This window comes from Vibrio coralliirubri, from assembly GCF_024347375.1.
Taxonomy (GTDB): domain Bacteria; phylum Pseudomonadota; class Gammaproteobacteria; order Enterobacterales; family Vibrionaceae; genus Vibrio; species Vibrio coralliirubri.
Window position 1 is genome coordinate 1,468,089 of record NZ_AP025471.1, and the last position, 18,705, is coordinate 1,486,793.

Here is an 18,705-nt window from a genome sequence, read left to right on the forward strand (position 1 = left end):
TTATAACTGTTGCTTTTATAACTTCTGAATACGCTGCTTTAACGCTTCTAAATCTATATCATTGCCAACAATTCGTAATCGAACATACTCTTCGGTCATCGCGTCGCACGTAATAGCAAAATCGACACCTGAACATGTCTTGATACCGATATTCTCAAATAGCTTTGAAAGGTTAGTTCCTGTCTTTTTCAGCAACATAATGGGCGTCGATATTGACGTACCAACCACCTCAATATTGTGCTCAGACAACAAGCCGATCATTTGCTGCTTAAAGTATTCGGTTTTTCTGCGGTTCATTTCTAAGAAGTGTTTTGCATTGGGTAAGGTTGCCGATGCGATTTTTATTGAAGGGTAAGTCGGCGTAAACACACTCACCGCAGCTTCTATTGCAGAAGTCAGGTTTTCACTGCTGGCTAAGTAACCGAGTCGAATCCCTGCAAGTCCTAAGCCCTTAGAAAAGGTTCGTAAAACAATTAAGTTGTCCAAAACTAAGGTTTGATCGAGCATGGACTGTTCAGGAGTCAGGTATTCGCCATAGGCCTCGTCGACAATCAAAATAGCGCCATAACGCTCACATACTCTCGCTATCTCGACCAGATAAGCTCTGTCGTAGATTCGACCCGTTGGGTTGTTGGGGTTATCGATATACACCAAGGCAGGATTTTGGCTGCTTATTTTTGATGCCAACACACCGAACAAATCAGACTCGTTTTGATAATCCAACATGTTGATGGACTGGTACTTCCCGCCCACCAAAGTGAACTCTGATACTGCTTCAACAAACTGAGGGCCAATGCCTATCATGGTGCGATTGTTGTGATCGATAAGTTTATTGAAGATAAGTTCTAGCGCCCCTAGAGAGCCCGTGGTGTACGTAATACGACAATCTTCAATCCCAATAAACTGGCGAGTCAGATAAGTCAGCTCCGAAAGCTCCCTGTGGCAATAGTACTTATCAATCCCAAAGATAATATCTTTGACCACATGTTCAGGAATCTCTGGTGCGCCAAATGGATTAGAGCCGAGTGAGCAATCGATACGAAATGAGTGATCGACATAAGAATGGTATTCGCCACTTAACCGTGGATTTAAATGCATAAGAAAACGCTCAAAAAATATTCATGCGCTATTCTTATCGTACTAAGTTTTATCTATATAGGTCATTTCGCGACAGTTCTTCGTCTTGTTTCGAGAGACTGGTTAAAAACAAAGATTGGTTCAAATAACGAATTCTCTTAAGCCATAATCATGAGTTAAGCACTCGTGTTTCCATTTCGAGTTAACCGAACCGCTTTCTTTGCGCTAGATTAAGCTGAGATAAAATAGAGTAATAACAGAGCTTGCATCTTTACTCTCCCTAGTTACCATAGCCCCATTAACATCCCCCATATTTTGAAGGTTGCTATGAAAGCAATTAAGACTCTTTTCTTCCTGATGGTTTTATTGAGCGGTCTGTTTACCGCTTGGCTGTTTATTCCGATTCCAGCGACCATGGACAAGCAAACGCTCGACGTTCCATTAACGGAACCATTCAAGCTTGTGGCGTATCGCAGCAACCCGAATGATGCGAGCAAGCCGCTGACTTACCACTACTATGTGATTTCAGATGTGGTTGGTGTAGACGACATGGACCCATTCCTGATTACCACAGACCAGTTCGTGAAGCTTGGCGAATTCGACGAGAACACATTCAACCTTACGGTTAACGGCAAGATTGATAGCTACACCAACGATTTGTGGATCAAGAAATCTGATGGCAAGCTTCAGCACTGGTACGTGAGTATTAACGCAAACTATATTCGTTAGAGTCGAATCTAAATAAACCTCATTTCAAAACTGCGCTTTAGCTTCCAAGCGCAGTTTTTTGTTTCTAGCAACACCCTCCACTTATCCCAACCCTGTAGACATAAACTGCATTGCCTACTTTTTATTCACTGCTGCCCTTACTCTCAAGGTGTTATAAGCTCTTTAGATACGATAAGCTCAGACTATGCTCGACGCCCAATAAATCAAAAATAATAAAGGATCACCCGTGGAATTTACGCTCGACAAATTTAACGGCATCATCATTGACCCAGCAACAACCCCTCACGATGCTGACTCATTCAATGCTGAGCTCAGCGAGATCACCGAATTTTCAAAGCAGAACAACAAAGGCATCATTTGGATTAGCTTGCCTATTTCCCTGTCGCATCTTATCCCTGTAGCGACTGAGCTAGGCTTTGTGTTTCACAACTGCTTAGAAGACGAGATTACGCTGATCCACAAATCCGAATTCGTCGAGTTTGTGCCTTTCATTCCCACCCACACCTTGGGCGCTGGCGCGTTAATCACTAACGAACACAACCAAGTGCTGATGATCAAAGAGCACGGCATGACAGGCTACAAATTACCGGGCGGTCATATTGAGTTGGGTGAAGGCATTGAAGAATCGGTGGTTCGAGAAACCTTGGAAGAGACTGGCATCGAAGCCACATTCGTTTCGGTGGTTGGCATGGCGACAAGGCACCCGTATCAATTCGGTAAATCAAACCTCTACTTTATTTGTCACCTTATCGCTCAAACTCAAGAGATCGCGATTCAAGACACTGATGAAATTGCTGAAGCTAAATGGATTGATGTTGAAGAGTATATTAACAACCCCAACAGCTACCCGTTTAACCGCCAGTTAGTCGGCTCTTTGATAGGCAAACAAGGATTAGAACTTACCCAACTAGAAGGCAACTATGGCCCGAACCATAAGCCAGAGATCTTCTTTTCGAAGCACTAACACTTAGTCGTCTCAAAGATTGCAAAACAAAAAAGCCAAGTGATTTGAAACTCACTTGGCTTTTTTCGATTGAATCAATGTTGTTACTGATTTGGCAGATTGTTTAGAAAATCTTGAAAGCCTGCCTCTCGGACACGCCCCAGCACTTTTCGCAATTCACCAATTAAGCAGCCATCAGCCCAATCAACACGAATATCAATCGGCGCTTTAGTCAGGCTTTCTACTCGGAGTGATGCAGAAAAGGTTCCTCGCTTGTCTCCTCCCGCTTGTAACGCGGCTTCCAATGCAGTTATCAATATTTCTGGTAACTCTGCTTCATAGTTATCTCTATAAACAGGCGCACCATCTTCTAAGATTGAGCTTGGATTCAGCGCCGTTTGAGCGATAAAGCTGTCTGAAAAGGCCTGTAAAACCTTGTCACTTTCTAACATGTTCCCAGCAACGGCAATCGTAGGGTAAGCAATCGAGCCAACATAAGGGATATTGTCATCTCCATGAATGAAAGCACTGTCGCCATTTTTATCCATCACCATACATTGGCGTTTTGAATATTCGGCATCGCCCGCTTTTAAAGACTCAACAACCTGCTCAGCCGTCTTACCGAGAATGAATAACTCACGCGCTTTGTCCGCATACCAAGGGTTGGTAAATAACCCTTGAGTCGCACACGCCCCGACACCTCGCCAGCTATGGTTCACATAGCCTCCGACTGACACACCTCCTGTCGCAGAGATAGAAGCCGATAAACCAGTGTTTGGATTAACGTGAATAAGTGAAATTGTCATAAATGTTCAACACCAAAAAAACTAGTAACCAATCATTTGTCCAATGAACAGCGCCACCCAACATAGGGCATAAACCACCAACATAAATGGCACAATCGCTTTCAACCACTGCTCGTAAGAGACTCGACCCAGCGCAAGCATCGCTAGAGTACCGCCAGAGGTAGGTACAATTAGGTTAGTTAGGCCGTCACCCACTTGGAATGCGGTAACCATCAGCTGGCGACTCATACCTGCAAGGTCAGCAACCGGGATCATAATCGGCATGGTCACCATCGCCTGACCAGAACCACCAGGAATGAACAAGTTGATGATGCCTTGAACCACACTCGCCGCAATGGCAGCTAACGCGATTGGCATATCTTGAATCAATGAACTTAGTGCGTTCACGATGGTATCAATAATTGACGCTTGGTTAAGGATCACTTGAATAGAGGCAGCAACACCGATCACCAATGCACCAGAGGTAACGCCCGACGCACCTTCCATCATCTGCTTAACAATAGCGTTTGCACCCAAGCCGTTCACGATACCAATGGCAATCGCCATCAATAAGAAAAGACCCGCGATCTCATTGATGTACCAGCCATTAGCGAACACACCGTAAAGCATGATACCTAAGCCAATAAGAAAAACGCCCAAGGTCATTTTGTCTTTCTTATTGAGTTGGTATTCAGAAAGATCTTTACTCAGGCCGCCAGCAGTCTCTGGCTCTTTGAACTCCATTTTAGTTACACGAGAACAAATGTAGTAAGACAGAAATGCCAAAGAAGAAAGCACCATAACGGTACGCAACCAAGCACCAGAGAAGATTGGAAGTTCCGCAATGCCTTGTGCAACACCAACCGTGTACGGGTTAATCGGTGACAGAGCGAAACCCACACCAATACCACCTACCGCCATCACCGTGCCAACTAAGCTCGAATATCCAACCGCAGCAGAGATCAGTACCGCAACTGGCACTAAGGCAATGTTGTTTTCGAAGCCGACCGCTACACCAAAGAAACCATAGATGAACGTACCTATCGTAATAATTAGATTACGGTTTTTAATTCCAGCTTTATTTACCGCAACACCGATGGCATTTTCTAATGCACCAGTGCGTTGCAAAATATGGAATAGACCGCCCGCGATAAACACAATAAACAGGTAAGGTGCCGCGCTAATCAAACCTTTAGGAATAGAGACGAAAATATCGAAGAAATGTACTGACGGAATGCCTTCAATATAAGTAAATGAATCAGCAACAACCGTTGTTCTATCATCAACGACAACGCGTTCAAACTCACCTGCTGGCACTATAAAAGTAAGAAGGTAAGTGGCAACCAGTATAAAAAAGATAAGAACCATCGGGTCTGGTACGTTTTTGTACCACGCCTTCTTTTCTGCTGTTTCCATTTTCTCTGTCATGTCCATAACCAAATCTCTCCTTAGTATAGGGAGCGCCTAAGAGCTGCGCTCTGTGTTATTTGTAGCAGGCGATAACCAGAACTTTGTTCAGATACCGTTAAAGACTGCTACCAAAATCTCGAATCGTTTATTTTTGCTCTGCTTTCATCAATAGACAGAAGTTGTTTAACACTTCGACTGCAGCAACCAAATCTTGCTGAAGAATGGCTTCGTCTGGGTGGTGGCTAATGCCATCAGTACAACGCATAAACAGCATCGCAATATCGGTAAGCTTACTCACAGCCAAGCCATCATGACCTGCACCGCTGTATAGGTGTTTCGGTGTAATACCCGACAAACTTACCGCGTTACTTAAAACTGACGATAAAGAATCAGCACAAGTCACGGCTGATTGCTCATAAGTTTGTTCATGACGGTAAGCCAAGTTGTATTGATTCATTAGGCTATCGATATCTGCCAACATCTCCTCTCGCGCTTTAACACGAGAAGCGTCATTTGGTGAACGAAGCTCAATGGTAATGTCTGTTTGTTGAGGGATAACGTTGACGCCATTCGGATAGTTAGCAATTTTGCCCACAACACCGACTAGGTCTTCTTCTCGCTTACAAAGCTGATCAAACATGTGGATCACTTGAGCAGCACCTACCAAGGCATCTTGGCGTAGGTTCATCGGTACTGTGCCCGCATGACTCGCTTTGCCAATGATCGACAAGGTATGGCGCTCAATCCCAGTCATTGCCGTCACTACCCCAACAGGCAGGTTGGCTTGCTCTAACTGCGGGCCTTGCTCAATGTGCAGTTCGACAAAACCAAGCACATTTTCTTTCTCATAAGCGTCTTCACTAATGAGGTCTGGGTTACAACCAAAAGACACCAAAGCATCTCGCATGCTTACGCCGTTTGCGTCTTCAGCTGTCAACATCGCAGGATCGAAGATGCCTGAAATCGCTTTTGAGCCTAAAAGTGTCGATTGAAAGCGCGTGCCCTCTTCGTCACTAAAAGCAATCACATCAATATGAAACGGGAACTCTAACTGGTTGTTGTGAAAGTAATTAACCAGTGCGATTGGCAGTATTACTCCCAAGATCCCATCATATTTGCCCCCATTAGGCACCGTATCTTGGTGTGAGCCAAAGATCAGTGTTTTGGCATCTGGGTTAGCACTTGGGTAACGACCAATTAAGTTCGCCGCGTTGTCCATTCGAACTTCCATACCAGACATTGTCATCCAGTCATGCAGCTTTCGGTTTGCCTCTTCATGCTCTTTAGACGCACATAAACGCGTAACCCCTTCGTTGTCGGGATCGGATGTTTGGCTGCATTGAGCAATAGTCTCTAGCCATTCCCACGTTAAGCTGGCGGTTTCTTCGAATTTACCCATCTAAAATCATTCCATTCTGATCATGTACACCCACGCAATTTATCATGATAAATATCAAATAAAAGCTATTTATCATGATAAATAAACTTTTTGTGACTAAGATTCGATCAATAATCGGAGTGTTTCATAACTCAACACTCCGATTTTTCCGGGGTTTTTATGGCAAGAAAACAGGTGACATTCAGAGGAATTCCGTCAGAATTCAATAAGTACGGATAAAACCCCAGCGAGGATAATGTGGCAAAAAGCGCGAAGAGACGTAGAACACAAGAATTAGCAGAATCGATCAAGAACTGGATCGTCGAACAAGCGCTTCAACCTGGGGACCGTTTACCTAACGAACTAGAGGTTATGGAAAAGTTTGACGCTTCAAAAGGAACGGTTCGTGAAAGTATGCGAATCTTGGAAGCGCAAGGGATTTTGTCTACCAAAACAGGTCCCAATGGCGGTGTCTTCGTTAGTGAGATGAGCGAAAACAAAGCGCAGTCACTACTGAGTAACTACCTATTTTTTAAAAACACTTCGATATCAGATTTATACCAAATGCGTTTGTCACTCGAGCCGGAGATTTCAGCTTCCCTCGCGGGAAAACTAAACGAATCACAATTGCAGGCGCTGAGCGATCAAATCGATAAATATCAGACGCCGCCAGAAGATATATATCAAGAGCGTGAACACCACATCGCTTCATTGGAGTTCCACAGCTTACTGGCGAGCTATTCTGATAATGAGCTATTAAAGTTTGTGGTGCGTTTCACCGCGCAAATACTTACCGAACTTACGATTTATCACAAGCTTTACGAACCAGGAAACCACAAACTTTGGCGCACCGGTGTGCAAAGCCAACGCGACCTTGTGCAAGCGCTGGAAAAAAATGACGCTGTAAAAGCGAAGCAAATCATGCAGCAACATATGCTTACTGCACACCAACTTATGATTAAGCAAGAAGCGCAAATCGCCAACAGCTTTATCGCAGAAGAGTAAGACCAAGTACGTTCAGCTTATCTAGCACACCTCGCAAACACATAAAAACGCCAAGCTCATCAGAACTTGGCGTTTTGCTTTTCGTTTATGTTTTTATTTAAGCCAACTCGCTGTTAGTGACTTCCTAATACACTGTTCTAGAACCTATCTATTTTAGAAAAAGCCCAACGGATTCGTATCGTAGCTGATTAATAGATTCTTGGTGTTTTGGTAGTGATCGAGCATCATCTTATGTGTCTCACGACCGATGCCGGATTTCTTGTAACCACCAAACGCGGCATGAGCTGGGTAAGCGTGGTAGCAGTTCACCCAGATACGGCCGGCTTCAATGTTGCGACCCATGCGATACGCTAGGTTTGCATCACGCGTCCATACTCCTGCACCCAAGCCATATTCAGTGTCATTGGCTATTTCTAGCGCTTCTGCTTCGTCTTTAAACGTCGTCACCGCGATTACAGGGCCAAAGATCTCCTCTTGGAATACACGCATCTTATTGTGCCCTTCCAACATGGTTGGCTGGATGTAATAACCATTACCGAGATCATCTGACTGCTGGGCAACTTCACCACCAGTCAGCACTTTAGCGCCTTCTTGACGACCTATCTCAAGGTAGCTCAAGATCTTATCAAACTGCTCTTTTGAAGCTTGTGCGCCTACCTGAGTATCGGTATCTAGCGGGTTACCTTGTTTAATAGTTTGAGCACGCTCGACCACCTTGGCGATGAACTTGTCGTACACCGATTCGTGGATCAACACACGTGATGGACAAGTACATACTTCCCCTTGGTTAAAGAACGCCAGCAACATACCTTCGACACACTTATCGAGGTATTCATCTTCATGGTTAAAGATATCTGGGAAGTAGATGTTTGGAGACTTACCGCCCAGCTCAACCGTAGACGGAATCAAGCTTTCAGCCGCACATTTTAAGATATGGTGGCCGACTTCTGTTGAGCCGGTAAATGCCAGTTTCGCCAAGCGATCACTGGTTGCTAACGCTTGGCCCGCTTCGCTACCAAAACCATTGACGATGTTGACTACGCCTGCAGGCAGAAGATCGGCGATCTTCTCCATCATAACTAAGATCGATGTCGGTGTTTGCTCGGCTGGCTTCATCACCACACAACAGCCCGCAGCTAACGCTGGTGCCAATTTCCAAGCCGCCATTAAAATCGGGAAGTTCCAAGGAATAATCTGCCCCACCACACCGATTGGTTCAGGGAAGTGGTAACTCGCGGTGTTTGAATCGAGCTCAGCTGCGCTGCCTTCTTGCGCACGAATACAGCCCGCAAAGTAACGGAAGTGATCAACGACTAACGGGATGTCTGCCGCTAAAGTTTCACGCACAGGCTTGCCGTTTTCCCACGTCTCCGCGACCGCGATTTCTTCTAAATTCGCTTCAATGCGGTCGGCAATTTTAAGTAGAATGTTCGAACGTTCAGTCACGCTGGTCGTAGCCCAACTCGCACGAGCTGCATGCGCGGCATCGAGTGCCAAGCTAATGTCCGCCTCGGTTGAGCGTGCCACTTGGCAATACACCTGACCATTTACTGGGGAAGTGTTATCAAAATACTCGCCGCTGACAGGCTTCACCCACTCGCCACCGATAAAATTATCGTATTGCGCTTTAAAGTTCACCACTGCGTTGTCACTACCCGGCTGTGCGTAAATCATAGTTAGATCCTTCTTCGATTTGATATTCGTTATTGAGCGAGAGCTGTCTTATTTTTGTGGCGGCTCCCCTTGATAAAAGAACTCATGACGAGACGCCCATGTTTATACTTTCTGTTTAAAACACTGATACTTCGTGTTTTCTTCACAACAGTAACAACGCAAATCACACGCCAGAACTTCAAAACTTGTTGTTAATAAATTGTAAAACTATGATTACCAAACGTTTACAACCCAAAGTGAGTTGGCATTGAACGGACGTATGGAAACCACTCCAGTGTTCAACTGTTCCAAATTGGTACACCCTCACTGTTACGACATGGAACAGTCATGCACCTTCAACAAGCAAACACCTCAGATTGGCTTTCGTCCTCTTGGCACCGCAGCACAGAAGCGGGTCTAAAACAGAGACGACTTCCCGAAGACATTCGCCTGCCTCAATCGATTCTTAAGCAGCGACGTCATCAATCGGCTGACTTGATCCACATCGTCGAACGCAATGCGCTGCCTTTGTTTAATCAGATGTTTGCTCGTACCGACAGTCGTTTGATTCTGACCGATATTGAAGGGGTGATTCTGGCGAGTTGGGGACAGGAGCGGTTTAAGGAGAAGCTGACATCAATTGCACTCAGCTCTGGAGCCTGTTGGCAGGAACAACTGAAAGGTACCAACGCGATTGGCACCGCCATTGTTGAAGCCAAGCCAGTATCTATCATTGGCGAACAACACTTCATCCACCAGCATCGATTTATCAGTTGTTCAGCAAGCCCGGTGTTTGACCACCAAGGCAAAATGGTTGGGGTGTTAGACATCACCAGTGAACAACAGCAACACGACAGCTCAGTGCAATTACTGGTTCAAAATATGGTTCAGCTTGTTGAGAACCAGCTACTGAGTCACATCCCACAAGGCACCACTCGAATCGATCTCGCGTGTGAGAAATCTTTATTACACAGCGGTTGGCAAGGGATAGTGATAGCGAACGAAGCTGGCGAGGTAGTCGCGCACAATCAGGTTGCCTCTCAATTGTTGGATCAAACCTCGATCGTCGGCGAATGCATCGATACCCTGTTCAACCGAACCTCATTAGATACGCCTTTTGTGTTTGAGAAACAGCACCTCAAACAAGCAACTGCAAAACGCACTCGCTCTATTTCGGCATCGTGTAATTTGCACCATGGCGAGCAACAAATTGAACACGCTTGGCAGCAAGCTAATAAGGTTATCGATAAAGGGATCAGCTTATTGATCTTAGGTGAAACAGGCGTTGGTAAGGGCGAGTTTGTTAAGGCGCTGCACAAGCAAAGCCAACGTAAATCGGCGCCCTTGGTGGCGGTAAATTGCGGCGCACTGCCGAAAGACCTTATCGAATCCGAACTGTTTGGCTACGCGCCGGGCGCTTTTACTGGCGCAAGCCACAAAGGATTCCAAGGCAAGATTCGCCAAGCGGATAAGGGAATTCTGTTTCTAGATGAGATCGCCGATATGCCGTTAGAGGCTCAGTGTCGATTGCTGCATGTTCTACAAGACAAATCCGTAGTACCCGTGGGTTCAAACCAAAGCTACCAAGTCGATTGTCAGATCATCGCTGCCACACATAAAAACTTAGAGCAGCTAGTCGCAACTGGAGAGTTTCGACAAGATCTCTTTTATCGCCTAAACGGCTTAGCATTCACTTTGCCGAGCCTACAACACCGACAAGACAAGCACGCCTTAATCGAGCACATTCATCGTAAATACGCCGAAGGCGAACAGACAATCTGCCCGCACTTAATGAGCTTACTGTGCGCTTACGCTTGGCCAGGCAATATCCGCGAATTAGACAATCTACTCAAGGTCGCCGCCCTACTTGCGAGCGATGAAGCACAACTCACTCTAGAGCATGTGCCCAGCCACCTTGCTCAACATCTCACATCGTTAGCGCAAGACAATCAGCATCAACTGACGACTCCTAATACCATCACAGGTACAACGAATAACGATTTAAGAAGTACCGTTGAAGAAACCTTGTTGCAAACATATCAAGCGAACCAAGGCAACATCAGCAAGACTTCACGAATACTCGGCATCAGCCGCAATACCATTTATCGAAAACTGAAAAGCTTGGGAATCCTATAGTAAGAAACGGAATCTAAGCTACTCAGACTCCAACTCCACAAGTTGATTGAGCACTTCTTTGTCCAATACTGGATGATGTTTGCTCGCTAAGATCAACACAATATCAACCGAAGGCAACGGCGGCATATCGTCAAGAATTTTCAAATCTGAAGTCACGCTCAGCTTACCCATCGCGCCAATGGCTAACCCGGCTTTAACGATCGCTCGCTGCGCTGAAGCGGTATTGCTACACGCCAATAACTGATAAGGCGTGCCCTGCTTGGTTAAGCCATTCACTGCCGCTGCGTGGTACTTACAATCGGTCTGAAACAAAGCTAATGGGACTGGTTTAGACTCATCGAACACATAATCAGGGCTGCTTATCCATACTCCGATATCATGAGTGAGCCAGTAACCCTCTTCACTATCGGGCGCTCGGGTGACAATCGCGGCATCTAAACGACCATCATCCAACCATTCTCTCAGTGTAATACTGGGCAGGCTAAATACTTGAATAGAACAGGTGGGTTCTGCTTTCTGTAATAGGCGAATCACTTTTGGCAGAATAGTGTCGTTGTAGTCTTCAGGGCAGCCGAGTCGCAGAGGTTGTTTGTCTTCATAACGCTTTACTTGCTTTAGCGCGGTATTGTGGAGGGCGACCAACTGTTCGGCATGAGAACGTAGCGCTAAGCCTGCTTCAGTAAGTATTAAGTTACGTCCTTCTTTTTGGAAAAGAGTGACGTTGAGTTCTTCTTCCAACTTACGCATTTGAGCACTGAATGCCGATTGGGTGCGATTTATCTGTTTCGCTGCACGTGTGAAACTACTGGTTTCTACAAACGCGAGAAAGCCTCGCAAAGCATCAATATCCATATTGAAATCACCACCCATCGTTTTTATTAATGTATTGCATCAAAATTATCCGTTAGTGCGCCGCAATACAATCCCCTAAGCTCAAATGCATGCCCCCAAGGCTCAAAGCATACCCACTAAACGCAAGGAAGCAACGATGCAGCTTTATATTGGAAACCAGAACTACTCAACTTGGTCATTGCGCGCATGGCTAATATTCGACAACTACAACCTGAATACAGAAATCATCAAGCTCAAACTCTTCACCTCTGATTTTTACGACACTCTGGCGAAAGTGACGCCAACGGCCAAGGTTCCTACCTTAGTTGATGGTGACGTTGCGGTGTGGGATTCACTGGCGATTCTGGAATACGTTAACGACGCCCACTTGGACGGTGCAGCATGGCCAAAACCCACCAAAGAGCGCGCTCGTGCAAGAGCCATTTCCGCCGAGATGCACTCTGGTTTTTTTGCCGTCAGAAATGAAATGCCGATGAACTGCCGCGCACAACGAAAGCTCACACTCAGTGAAGACGCATTGAAAGACATCGCACGTATTGATGCAATATGGTCAGCACAAATGGAACAATACCCTGAAGGATGGTTGTTTGGTGAATGGTCGATTGCCGATGCGATGTTTGCACCTGTGGCATTGCGCGTAGAAACCTATGGCATCCCACTTTCAGAGAAGGCATCGCAGTATCAACAACATGTGCTTAACAGCCCATCGATACAAAAGTGGCTCGCGGAAGCAAGTTTAGAAACCGATGTGGTTGAAGAAGATGAGGCGGGTGAGCCAGTATAACTAGATAACGATGAGTCTCGATATAGCATCGAGACTCATTCAAGATTAGGCGGTTAGAAACGTTTCACTAGAGTGCGTTTTCTCAAAGTATGTTATTCAACAACTCATTAAACCGAGACGCTACCCACTGATGCGAAGCGGATGTAAATGTACGTTGATGCTGCAATAAATATAGGTCTACGTGATATTGCTTGCTCTCTACAAAATCATAAATATCGACAAACCGATGATCGAAATCTGGCAACGCATTTAAAGCGTTCATACCAAAAATCACCGCATCAGAACGAGAAGCGATTTCCATTAATACATGAGTTTGAGTACTTCGAAGCTTTGGGCGTTTATCACTTTCTAGCTCCAATAAGATCTGTTGCAAAGGGGTATTGAATGCTTGCTTGTGGTCTTCTTCAACGTTCATAGCAAGCACTGGGTATTGCATGATCTCATCTAACGTTGATGTCCTTCCAACCAGCGGGTGGTCTTTTCTAACAAACAATTTGGGGTAGATGGTCCCTATTTTGGTGGTTTGGTATTTTTGATCTAACGAGCTTGCATAATGAATCGCAAAGTCTAATTTACCTTTGTCGAGCAAGTCATAAGGGTTACTTTTCGCAGCCATCTCTATCAAGTTCACATCCGGTGCTTCTTCAAATAATCCCAAGGCTAGATTGGGAAGAATGGTGCTCCCTAGAAAGGTCGGTAAAGAGATCGAAAACGTATCGTTGCACTCTCGAGGATCAAATTGATTGCGCTGAAATAACGCGTTTAGCTGCGGCAGAATGTGTTGCAGTTCTTGGCCTAACTCTAGTGCTTTTGATGTTGGTGTTAGGCCGGTAGATGTTCTGATAAAGAGAGGATCATCAAAGGTTTCTCTCAGCCGTTTTAAGCTGCGACTCATAGCCGACTGTGACACAAATAACGCCTTTGCAGCATTGGTTACGTTACGTTCTTTAAGCAAGGTATCAAAGGCCACCAGCAAATTTAGGTCGACTCGATTCAACTGATATGACATGTCTTTTCGCATAAATCCTCTAGCTATCATTGAGCAATAACAGTACTAAGCGCTGAATAACCTTAACATGAAAAGATGCACCCATTTATAGGGTGCATTCAAACTTGCGACACCTTCTATTTCACCTTAACAAAATCACTTGGTTTCCATGAATTATCAAACCACTTTTCTGTCGGCGAATACATGCGGAAGATGATATTAAAACCTTTACCTTCCGTCGTTTGAACCCAGTTATGTTCCATTCCTTTAGGAGCATTGGGCGAAAAATGGACAGTGATAGAACCATCGCTGTTCTTCTTAATATCTTCACTCAAACCATCAAGACCAGCAGATTTTTGGTCGGTCTCTAGCATGGAGCGAGTCTGGTTATCGTAGATCATAAATGACCAAAACTGCTCTACTGGTGCATTCGGTGGCAAAGTCACCGTGTAGTGTAGACTGCCATCCAACACTTCCTTGTTGGCATCACGTGTCGCCAACAGATAATCCGACCCTTTTCCTACGGTTTTCGTCACCATATCTGGTGTAATCCCGGTTGCCATGAAGTGGAATGTTGCTCGCATATCGGAGTCAATTACGCCATTTTCATCTTTAAATTCATGGCCTGAGACTAACGGCGTGAACCACTGTCTATCATCGTAGCGAAACATCTCTTCTTTAGGGTGGAAATAGCTTGAGCGTACTTCAGCAGTCGCTATTTTTGCGGCTTCCGACAGTATTTGCTGCATACGCGTGTTTGGCACAAACTCTTGCCCTTTTTCTATTCCGATATCTTTAGCCAACGATAACCATTCAGCATCAAAAATAGCGGTAGGTTCATATTGAATAAGTGCATTCACCTCATCGTAGAACGTCTCGTCCATAGCATGAATGGTGTTGTAATCGACGCCAGAAATATTGATGAACTCGGTCTTATCTTCTTTGCCATACGGATACAGCTTGGTGGTATTTTTTAATGTTGTAATGCTCTGTTCCATACTCTCTGGTGAGCTCACCAAACGCAGCAACAGCCAATGCTGATACCCTTCGCTGACAACCTCAATGTACCCTTCTGGAACCTCGCCCTTCCACGAAGAGTGGCGGATAAAATACTTACCTGATTTAGCTGCATTGTCTGGGTGAGTGACACCAATTCGAGCAACGTACTTAAATGCAGCATTGTCGAGTAAACCCATAACCGGAGTAGGAATTTCTAGAATCACCGGGCCATTTTTTACATCAATTTCCGAAGTGACATACGGTGTCGTCGTGTTCGCTGTTAACCAAAGGCTATTGGCGTCTAAGTTGTCTTCAGAAATTGCGATGGTTTGATTGGGCTTCATGCCGATACTCTCATGCCCCAACAATAGCCCTTGTATTGAAGCAACTGGAATACCAGATAGGAAAACACGAACAGCATTAGAGACTTGAACAAAATCTTGCACCTTAGCGTGCGTTTCTAGTGTCGGTGCACCATCGGTATAGTTGAGCTCACCTAAATAGGCAGATTCGACCTTATTTTGCGTAATGACGCTCTCTGGTACTTGCGCACTAAATTTAGGCTCAGCGAGCGCCACAGATGAACAACCTAAAGTAATCAGCAGCGTAGCAATAATCGATTTTTTCATAATATTTTCTCTTGTCTAAAGTGATTCTCATAGCCTAATCGGGCCCAATTTGTATGCTTCATTTAGGGGCACGCATTAAGCTATTTACTTGCAGAGACGCTTGAGTCTCTATTGCTTGCTAGCCACTGATTTTTTCCATGTCTTCTAGCATCCAGTTTTTAAAGAAAGTCTTCGATGTTGGACGGTAAAGTCGGAACAATAAGAAGTAATCTTCACCACCTGTAGGAACCCAGTTTTCCTCCTGCCCTTTTGGTGCTTCAGGGCCGAAATACAAATCATACGAACCATCTGGATTCTTTTTCATCGTGTCAGCGTTTCGAGACGATAGTCCTACTCGATCGACCCCTTTAACAAAATTCTTGGTTTCCATGTTGTAAACAATCGCTGACCAGAAGTCCTCGACAGGCGTATCGGCTGGTACATTGAGCTTGTACGTCGCTTTGCCATCTAACATCTCACCTTGTGAATCGCGTAAGCCCGTTAGATAAAAGGTTGAACCTCCTAATTGCTTCGGCAAGTAAGTTACGTAGAAGTACGACGCCGCTCGCTTATCAACTAACACCTCATCTTCATCCACGAATGGGAAGCCAAGTTGGGCTTGAGGGCCAAAATTCCAGAAAGACCATTGCGACAGAGGTTTGCCGTTTTCATCTCTCCATAGCGCACTCACCGTTTGATCCGGTTCAACAAACTTTGATTGCATGTGCGCATAGGCCATCAGCACACCTTCACTCATCGCTTTTTTCTGCTCAGCTGTTGGGTCGAATTTTTTCCCTTTTTCAATACCAAGGTCTTTTAGTAACGACGCCATTGCTTTGTCTTGCGTTCTAACCGGGTTCTCTTGGATGACGTCATTAATGTCTTGAAAAAACGTCTCGTTGTAATAAGGGAGGCTGTCATAAGCGACATCTGTTGCATCCAAGTAATCTGTCTTAGGTGGATTTTCTGCATCGGCTAAGTTGTAGATTTTGATTTGCTTCGCGTAGTTACCCGCATCCAAATCTGTCGCCCCATTGGTTAACGACGGTCTGAATGAAAAGCCATACAGGTACGTATCCGTTTCAAATACAAGGTAACCCTTACTTTCGAGATCCTGCTTCGTACCTAATTTGTTGTCGTAACCAGGTGGCAGGAGTAGATACTTCCCTCCTTTGCCTTCGTCAGCACCTTTGTAGCCAACATCAGCAATCGGAACCTCCCATTGGTTTACGATTGAACCAAAGTAATTCACTTTGTCTGTTGCTGCTGGAACCTCAATCACCACCGGACCGTTCTTCGACGTTATCGTTGCCCAAGCGTAAGCGGTGGTATCGTTCGCGGTGAGAAAACCCTTTTCTGAACCAAAAGGTTCGTTCACGTAAACCACATCGTTGAAGTCGCCATCAAGGTCACGACGAGTCGCTTTTAGGAAATCAATTTGAGTCACAGCTGGCATATAATGGATTGCTGTTTGAGTGGCACGCTGCACCATCATTTTGTATTCAAGATTTTCAATCTGTGATGCGCGATTAAGGATGTCATCTGTATCATCGAATGATTGGGAATAGACCGGCATTGTGCTGATAGCAAGTAGCGAAGCTAATAGAAGTTTTTTCATGTTGAGCATATCTCTTCGTAAAGGTGAAACATTCAATTGTTTAAAAAACATCCTTTGTTTGAGCCCAGTATACGAACGAGACCAAATCCCATCCAATGACTTATAATCATTATGAATTATTCGAATTGTGGATAATGCTAGATACAATTCGACTATCCCGGTACCACTCAATGATCTGTAAACCTTCCTCTACTCCGTAATAATTTGGTCGATTGTGATCACCTAATCACAATGTGCAGGTGTGATTGTTTATATTCAACGAAATTCAAATAGTTAAGATAAACATCATGTTACGAGCAACGATCGCATTACTCAGTGTTACTAGCTTCGCCGTATCTGCCAACGCCCCTCTTCCTTCTGGAGAAGAGTGGCTCAATCATGCTACTGAAGGGCTTGCACCTTACTGGTTGATGCCTAGCGCTAAAGGAGAACCGGTAGGCAACTTCCCTACTTTCCGCTGTGATGACGGTACCTTGCTCGATGTTTCCGATGTGTGCCCTGAACTGAACAAAGGCTGGATCACGCCACACTTTGGCAAAGAGTTTACGCGGATGAAGTCACGTCAAACTTATGCCTATGGCGTGCTCTACCACCTTACTGGCGATAAACAGGCTTTAGCGCTTGCCAAGCAAGGTGCCTACTACATCATTGATCAGCTAGAAGATAAGCAAAACGGCGGCTTTATCGGCTACACAAAAGAGGGAAAATTAGGCCAGGATTGGCAGCAGCGTACTTCTCAAGATCAAGCGTACGCGCTGGTTGGCCTTGCTATGTACTACTACTTGACCCAAGACAAAAAGGTAGAACAAGCACTCATCGCACAACAAGCTTTTATCTTTGATAAATATCGACTTAGCGACAACAGTGGTCTTGCTTGGGTGCTTGCTGACGGTGAAGATGGCAGTGCAAAACGACGTGAGCTGGTCGCGCAACTTGATCAGATTAATGGCTACCTGTTGCTCGTCGCACCTCTGCTCAAAGAGCCCGTCAAATCAAAATGGCTTGATGACTTAAACTGGCTCACGCAAACCATGATTGACCAATACCATTCTGAAGATGAACAACGCTTCTACGGCGCAATTCACGATAAAGCTGCGATGATGCCGAATGCAAATCACAATGATTTTGGGCACACCATCAAAGCGTATTGGATGACCTATCTAACCGGTCACACACTAAAGAACTCTGAATGGTCGCAGTTTGGATTTGATGGCATGAAACACACTCTGGATCAGGCGCAATATCAGAAAGACTTTAACAATGTATCTAACTACTTTGGTGAGCGACTTCAGAAGATGTGGCAAGGGCAAGATATCACGGGCTGGCAAAGCAGACCGCACAGCCAGTGGGCGTCATCATGGGAGTGGGCTGAACTTGATCAAGCGGCCATGACGGTTTCGCTGGTCGATGGTTCAATGAAAGACGTCCTGCAATACACCTTACCGACCTTTCATGATGTATGGGTCGACCACAAATACGGCGGTGTCGGGCTTGATCCTAAGCGCACCAAAGCTTTCCATTGGGGCAACGGTTATCACCAGTTTGAGCATGCGCTGATTGGCTATTTATATGCTCGACAAGAGGAAGGTAAACCCGCTGTGCTTCACTACGCAAGGCCAACCAATAGCGAGAAGCCAATGGAACCGTATTACTATCAAGGGGATGTGGTTAAGTTGGAGAACCTAGATGATGGGACACAAAAGGTCAGTTTCAATAACATTCGACCTTAGCGCTAGTATT

Annotated in this window: 15 protein-coding genes; 6 read left to right on the forward strand and 9 right to left on the reverse strand. The window is 45.2% G+C overall.

Annotated features, from left to right (window positions below; translation table 11 throughout):
- Window positions 1-15: 15 nt before the first annotated feature.
- Window positions 16-1,098 (reverse strand): aminotransferase class I/II-fold pyridoxal phosphate-dependent enzyme, encoded by a 1,083-nt coding sequence (locus OCV20_RS23295; protein WP_086774478.1) that lies wholly within the window; start codon window positions 1,096-1,098, stop codon window positions 16-18.
- A gap of 306 nt (window positions 1,099-1,404) precedes the next feature.
- Here OCV20_RS23295 and OCV20_RS23300 point away from each other — a divergent pair, with 306 nt between their 5' ends.
- Together OCV20_RS23300 and OCV20_RS23305 are read left to right on the forward strand one after the other, a co-directional pair.
- Entirely contained in the window at window positions 1,405-1,806 is a 402-nt protein-coding gene (locus OCV20_RS23300) for a hypothetical protein (protein ID WP_017061631.1), read from the forward strand.
- A 226-nt stretch (window positions 1,807-2,032) separates the two neighbouring features.
- Entirely contained in the window at window positions 2,033-2,770 is a 738-nt protein-coding gene (locus OCV20_RS23305) for an NUDIX domain-containing protein (RefSeq protein ID WP_086774479.1), read from the forward strand.
- Between the two features lie 83 nt (window positions 2,771-2,853).
- On the opposite strand, the gene OCV20_RS23310 is transcribed toward OCV20_RS23305, so the two are convergent.
- From OCV20_RS23310 to OCV20_RS23320, 3 genes are all read right to left on the reverse strand, one after another.
- Complete coding sequence (locus tag OCV20_RS23310; protein ID WP_086774480.1) at window positions 2,854-3,555, reverse strand: DUF1028 domain-containing protein; 702 nt, start codon at window positions 3,553-3,555, stop codon at window positions 2,854-2,856.
- Window positions 3,556-3,576: 21 nt separating this feature from the next.
- Window positions 3,577-4,968 carry a YfcC family protein gene (locus OCV20_RS23315; RefSeq protein WP_086774481.1) on the reverse strand — a complete coding sequence of 464 codons (1,392 nt, stop codon included), beginning with the start codon at window positions 4,966-4,968 and terminating at the stop codon, window positions 3,577-3,579.
- Between the two features lie 121 nt (window positions 4,969-5,089).
- Window positions 5,090-6,343 carry an allantoate amidohydrolase gene (locus OCV20_RS23320; protein WP_086774482.1) on the reverse strand — a complete coding sequence of 418 codons (1,254 nt, stop codon included), beginning with the start codon at window positions 6,341-6,343 and terminating at the stop codon, window positions 5,090-5,092.
- A 237-nt stretch (window positions 6,344-6,580) separates the two neighbouring features.
- On the opposite strand from OCV20_RS23320, the gene OCV20_RS23325 reads away from it, so the two are divergent.
- Complete coding sequence (locus OCV20_RS23325; RefSeq protein ID WP_086774483.1) at window positions 6,581-7,327, forward strand: FadR/GntR family transcriptional regulator; 747 nt, start codon at window positions 6,581-6,583, stop codon at window positions 7,325-7,327.
- A gap of 153 nt (window positions 7,328-7,480) precedes the next feature.
- On the opposite strand, the gene exaC is transcribed toward OCV20_RS23325, so the two are convergent.
- On the reverse strand, window positions 7,481-9,001 hold the full coding sequence (exaC, locus tag OCV20_RS23330; protein ID WP_086774484.1) for an acetaldehyde dehydrogenase ExaC: 1,521 nt from the start codon (window positions 8,999-9,001) through the stop codon (window positions 7,481-7,483).
- A gap of 327 nt (window positions 9,002-9,328) precedes the next feature.
- Here exaC and OCV20_RS23335 point away from each other — a divergent pair, with 327 nt between their 5' ends.
- Window positions 9,329-11,116, forward strand: coding sequence for a sigma-54-dependent Fis family transcriptional regulator (locus tag OCV20_RS23335; RefSeq protein WP_086774485.1), 1,788 nt, complete (start codon window positions 9,329-9,331; stop codon window positions 11,114-11,116).
- An 18-nt stretch (window positions 11,117-11,134) separates the two neighbouring features.
- Here the strand turns inward: OCV20_RS23335 and OCV20_RS23340 are convergent, their stop codons facing one another.
- Entirely contained in the window at window positions 11,135-11,986 is an 852-nt protein-coding gene (locus OCV20_RS23340; RefSeq protein WP_086774486.1) for a LysR family transcriptional regulator, read from the reverse strand.
- A gap of 118 nt (window positions 11,987-12,104) precedes the next feature.
- Here OCV20_RS23340 and OCV20_RS23345 point away from each other — a divergent pair, with 118 nt between their 5' ends.
- Window positions 12,105-12,752, forward strand: a complete 648-nt coding sequence (locus OCV20_RS23345; protein WP_086774487.1) for a glutathione S-transferase family protein — start codon at window positions 12,105-12,107, stop codon at window positions 12,750-12,752.
- Window positions 12,753-12,834: 82 nt separating this feature from the next.
- Here OCV20_RS23345 and OCV20_RS23350 read toward each other — a convergent pair whose 3' ends face one another.
- The 3 genes from OCV20_RS23350 to OCV20_RS23360 form a co-directional block, all read right to left on the reverse strand.
- The gene (locus tag OCV20_RS23350) at window positions 12,835-13,773 is read right to left on the reverse strand and encodes a LysR family transcriptional regulator (protein WP_238382773.1); all 939 of its coding nucleotides are present in this window, start codon (window positions 13,771-13,773) and stop codon (window positions 12,835-12,837) included.
- A 104-nt stretch (window positions 13,774-13,877) separates the two neighbouring features.
- On the reverse strand, window positions 13,878-15,368 hold the full coding sequence (locus OCV20_RS23355) for a DUF1254 domain-containing protein (RefSeq protein ID WP_086774488.1): 1,491 nt from the start codon (window positions 15,366-15,368) through the stop codon (window positions 13,878-13,880).
- Between the two features lie 118 nt (window positions 15,369-15,486).
- Window positions 15,487-16,965, reverse strand: coding sequence for a DUF1214 domain-containing protein (locus tag OCV20_RS23360; RefSeq protein WP_086774516.1), 1,479 nt, complete (start codon window positions 16,963-16,965; stop codon window positions 15,487-15,489).
- Window positions 16,966-17,252: 287 nt separating this feature from the next.
- Between OCV20_RS23360 and OCV20_RS23365 the strand changes: the two genes are divergently transcribed.
- A complete protein-coding gene (locus OCV20_RS23365; protein WP_086774489.1) occupies window positions 17,253-18,695 on the forward strand; it encodes an AGE family epimerase/isomerase in 1,443 nt (480 codons plus the stop codon).
- Window positions 18,696-18,705 lie beyond the last annotated feature (10 nt).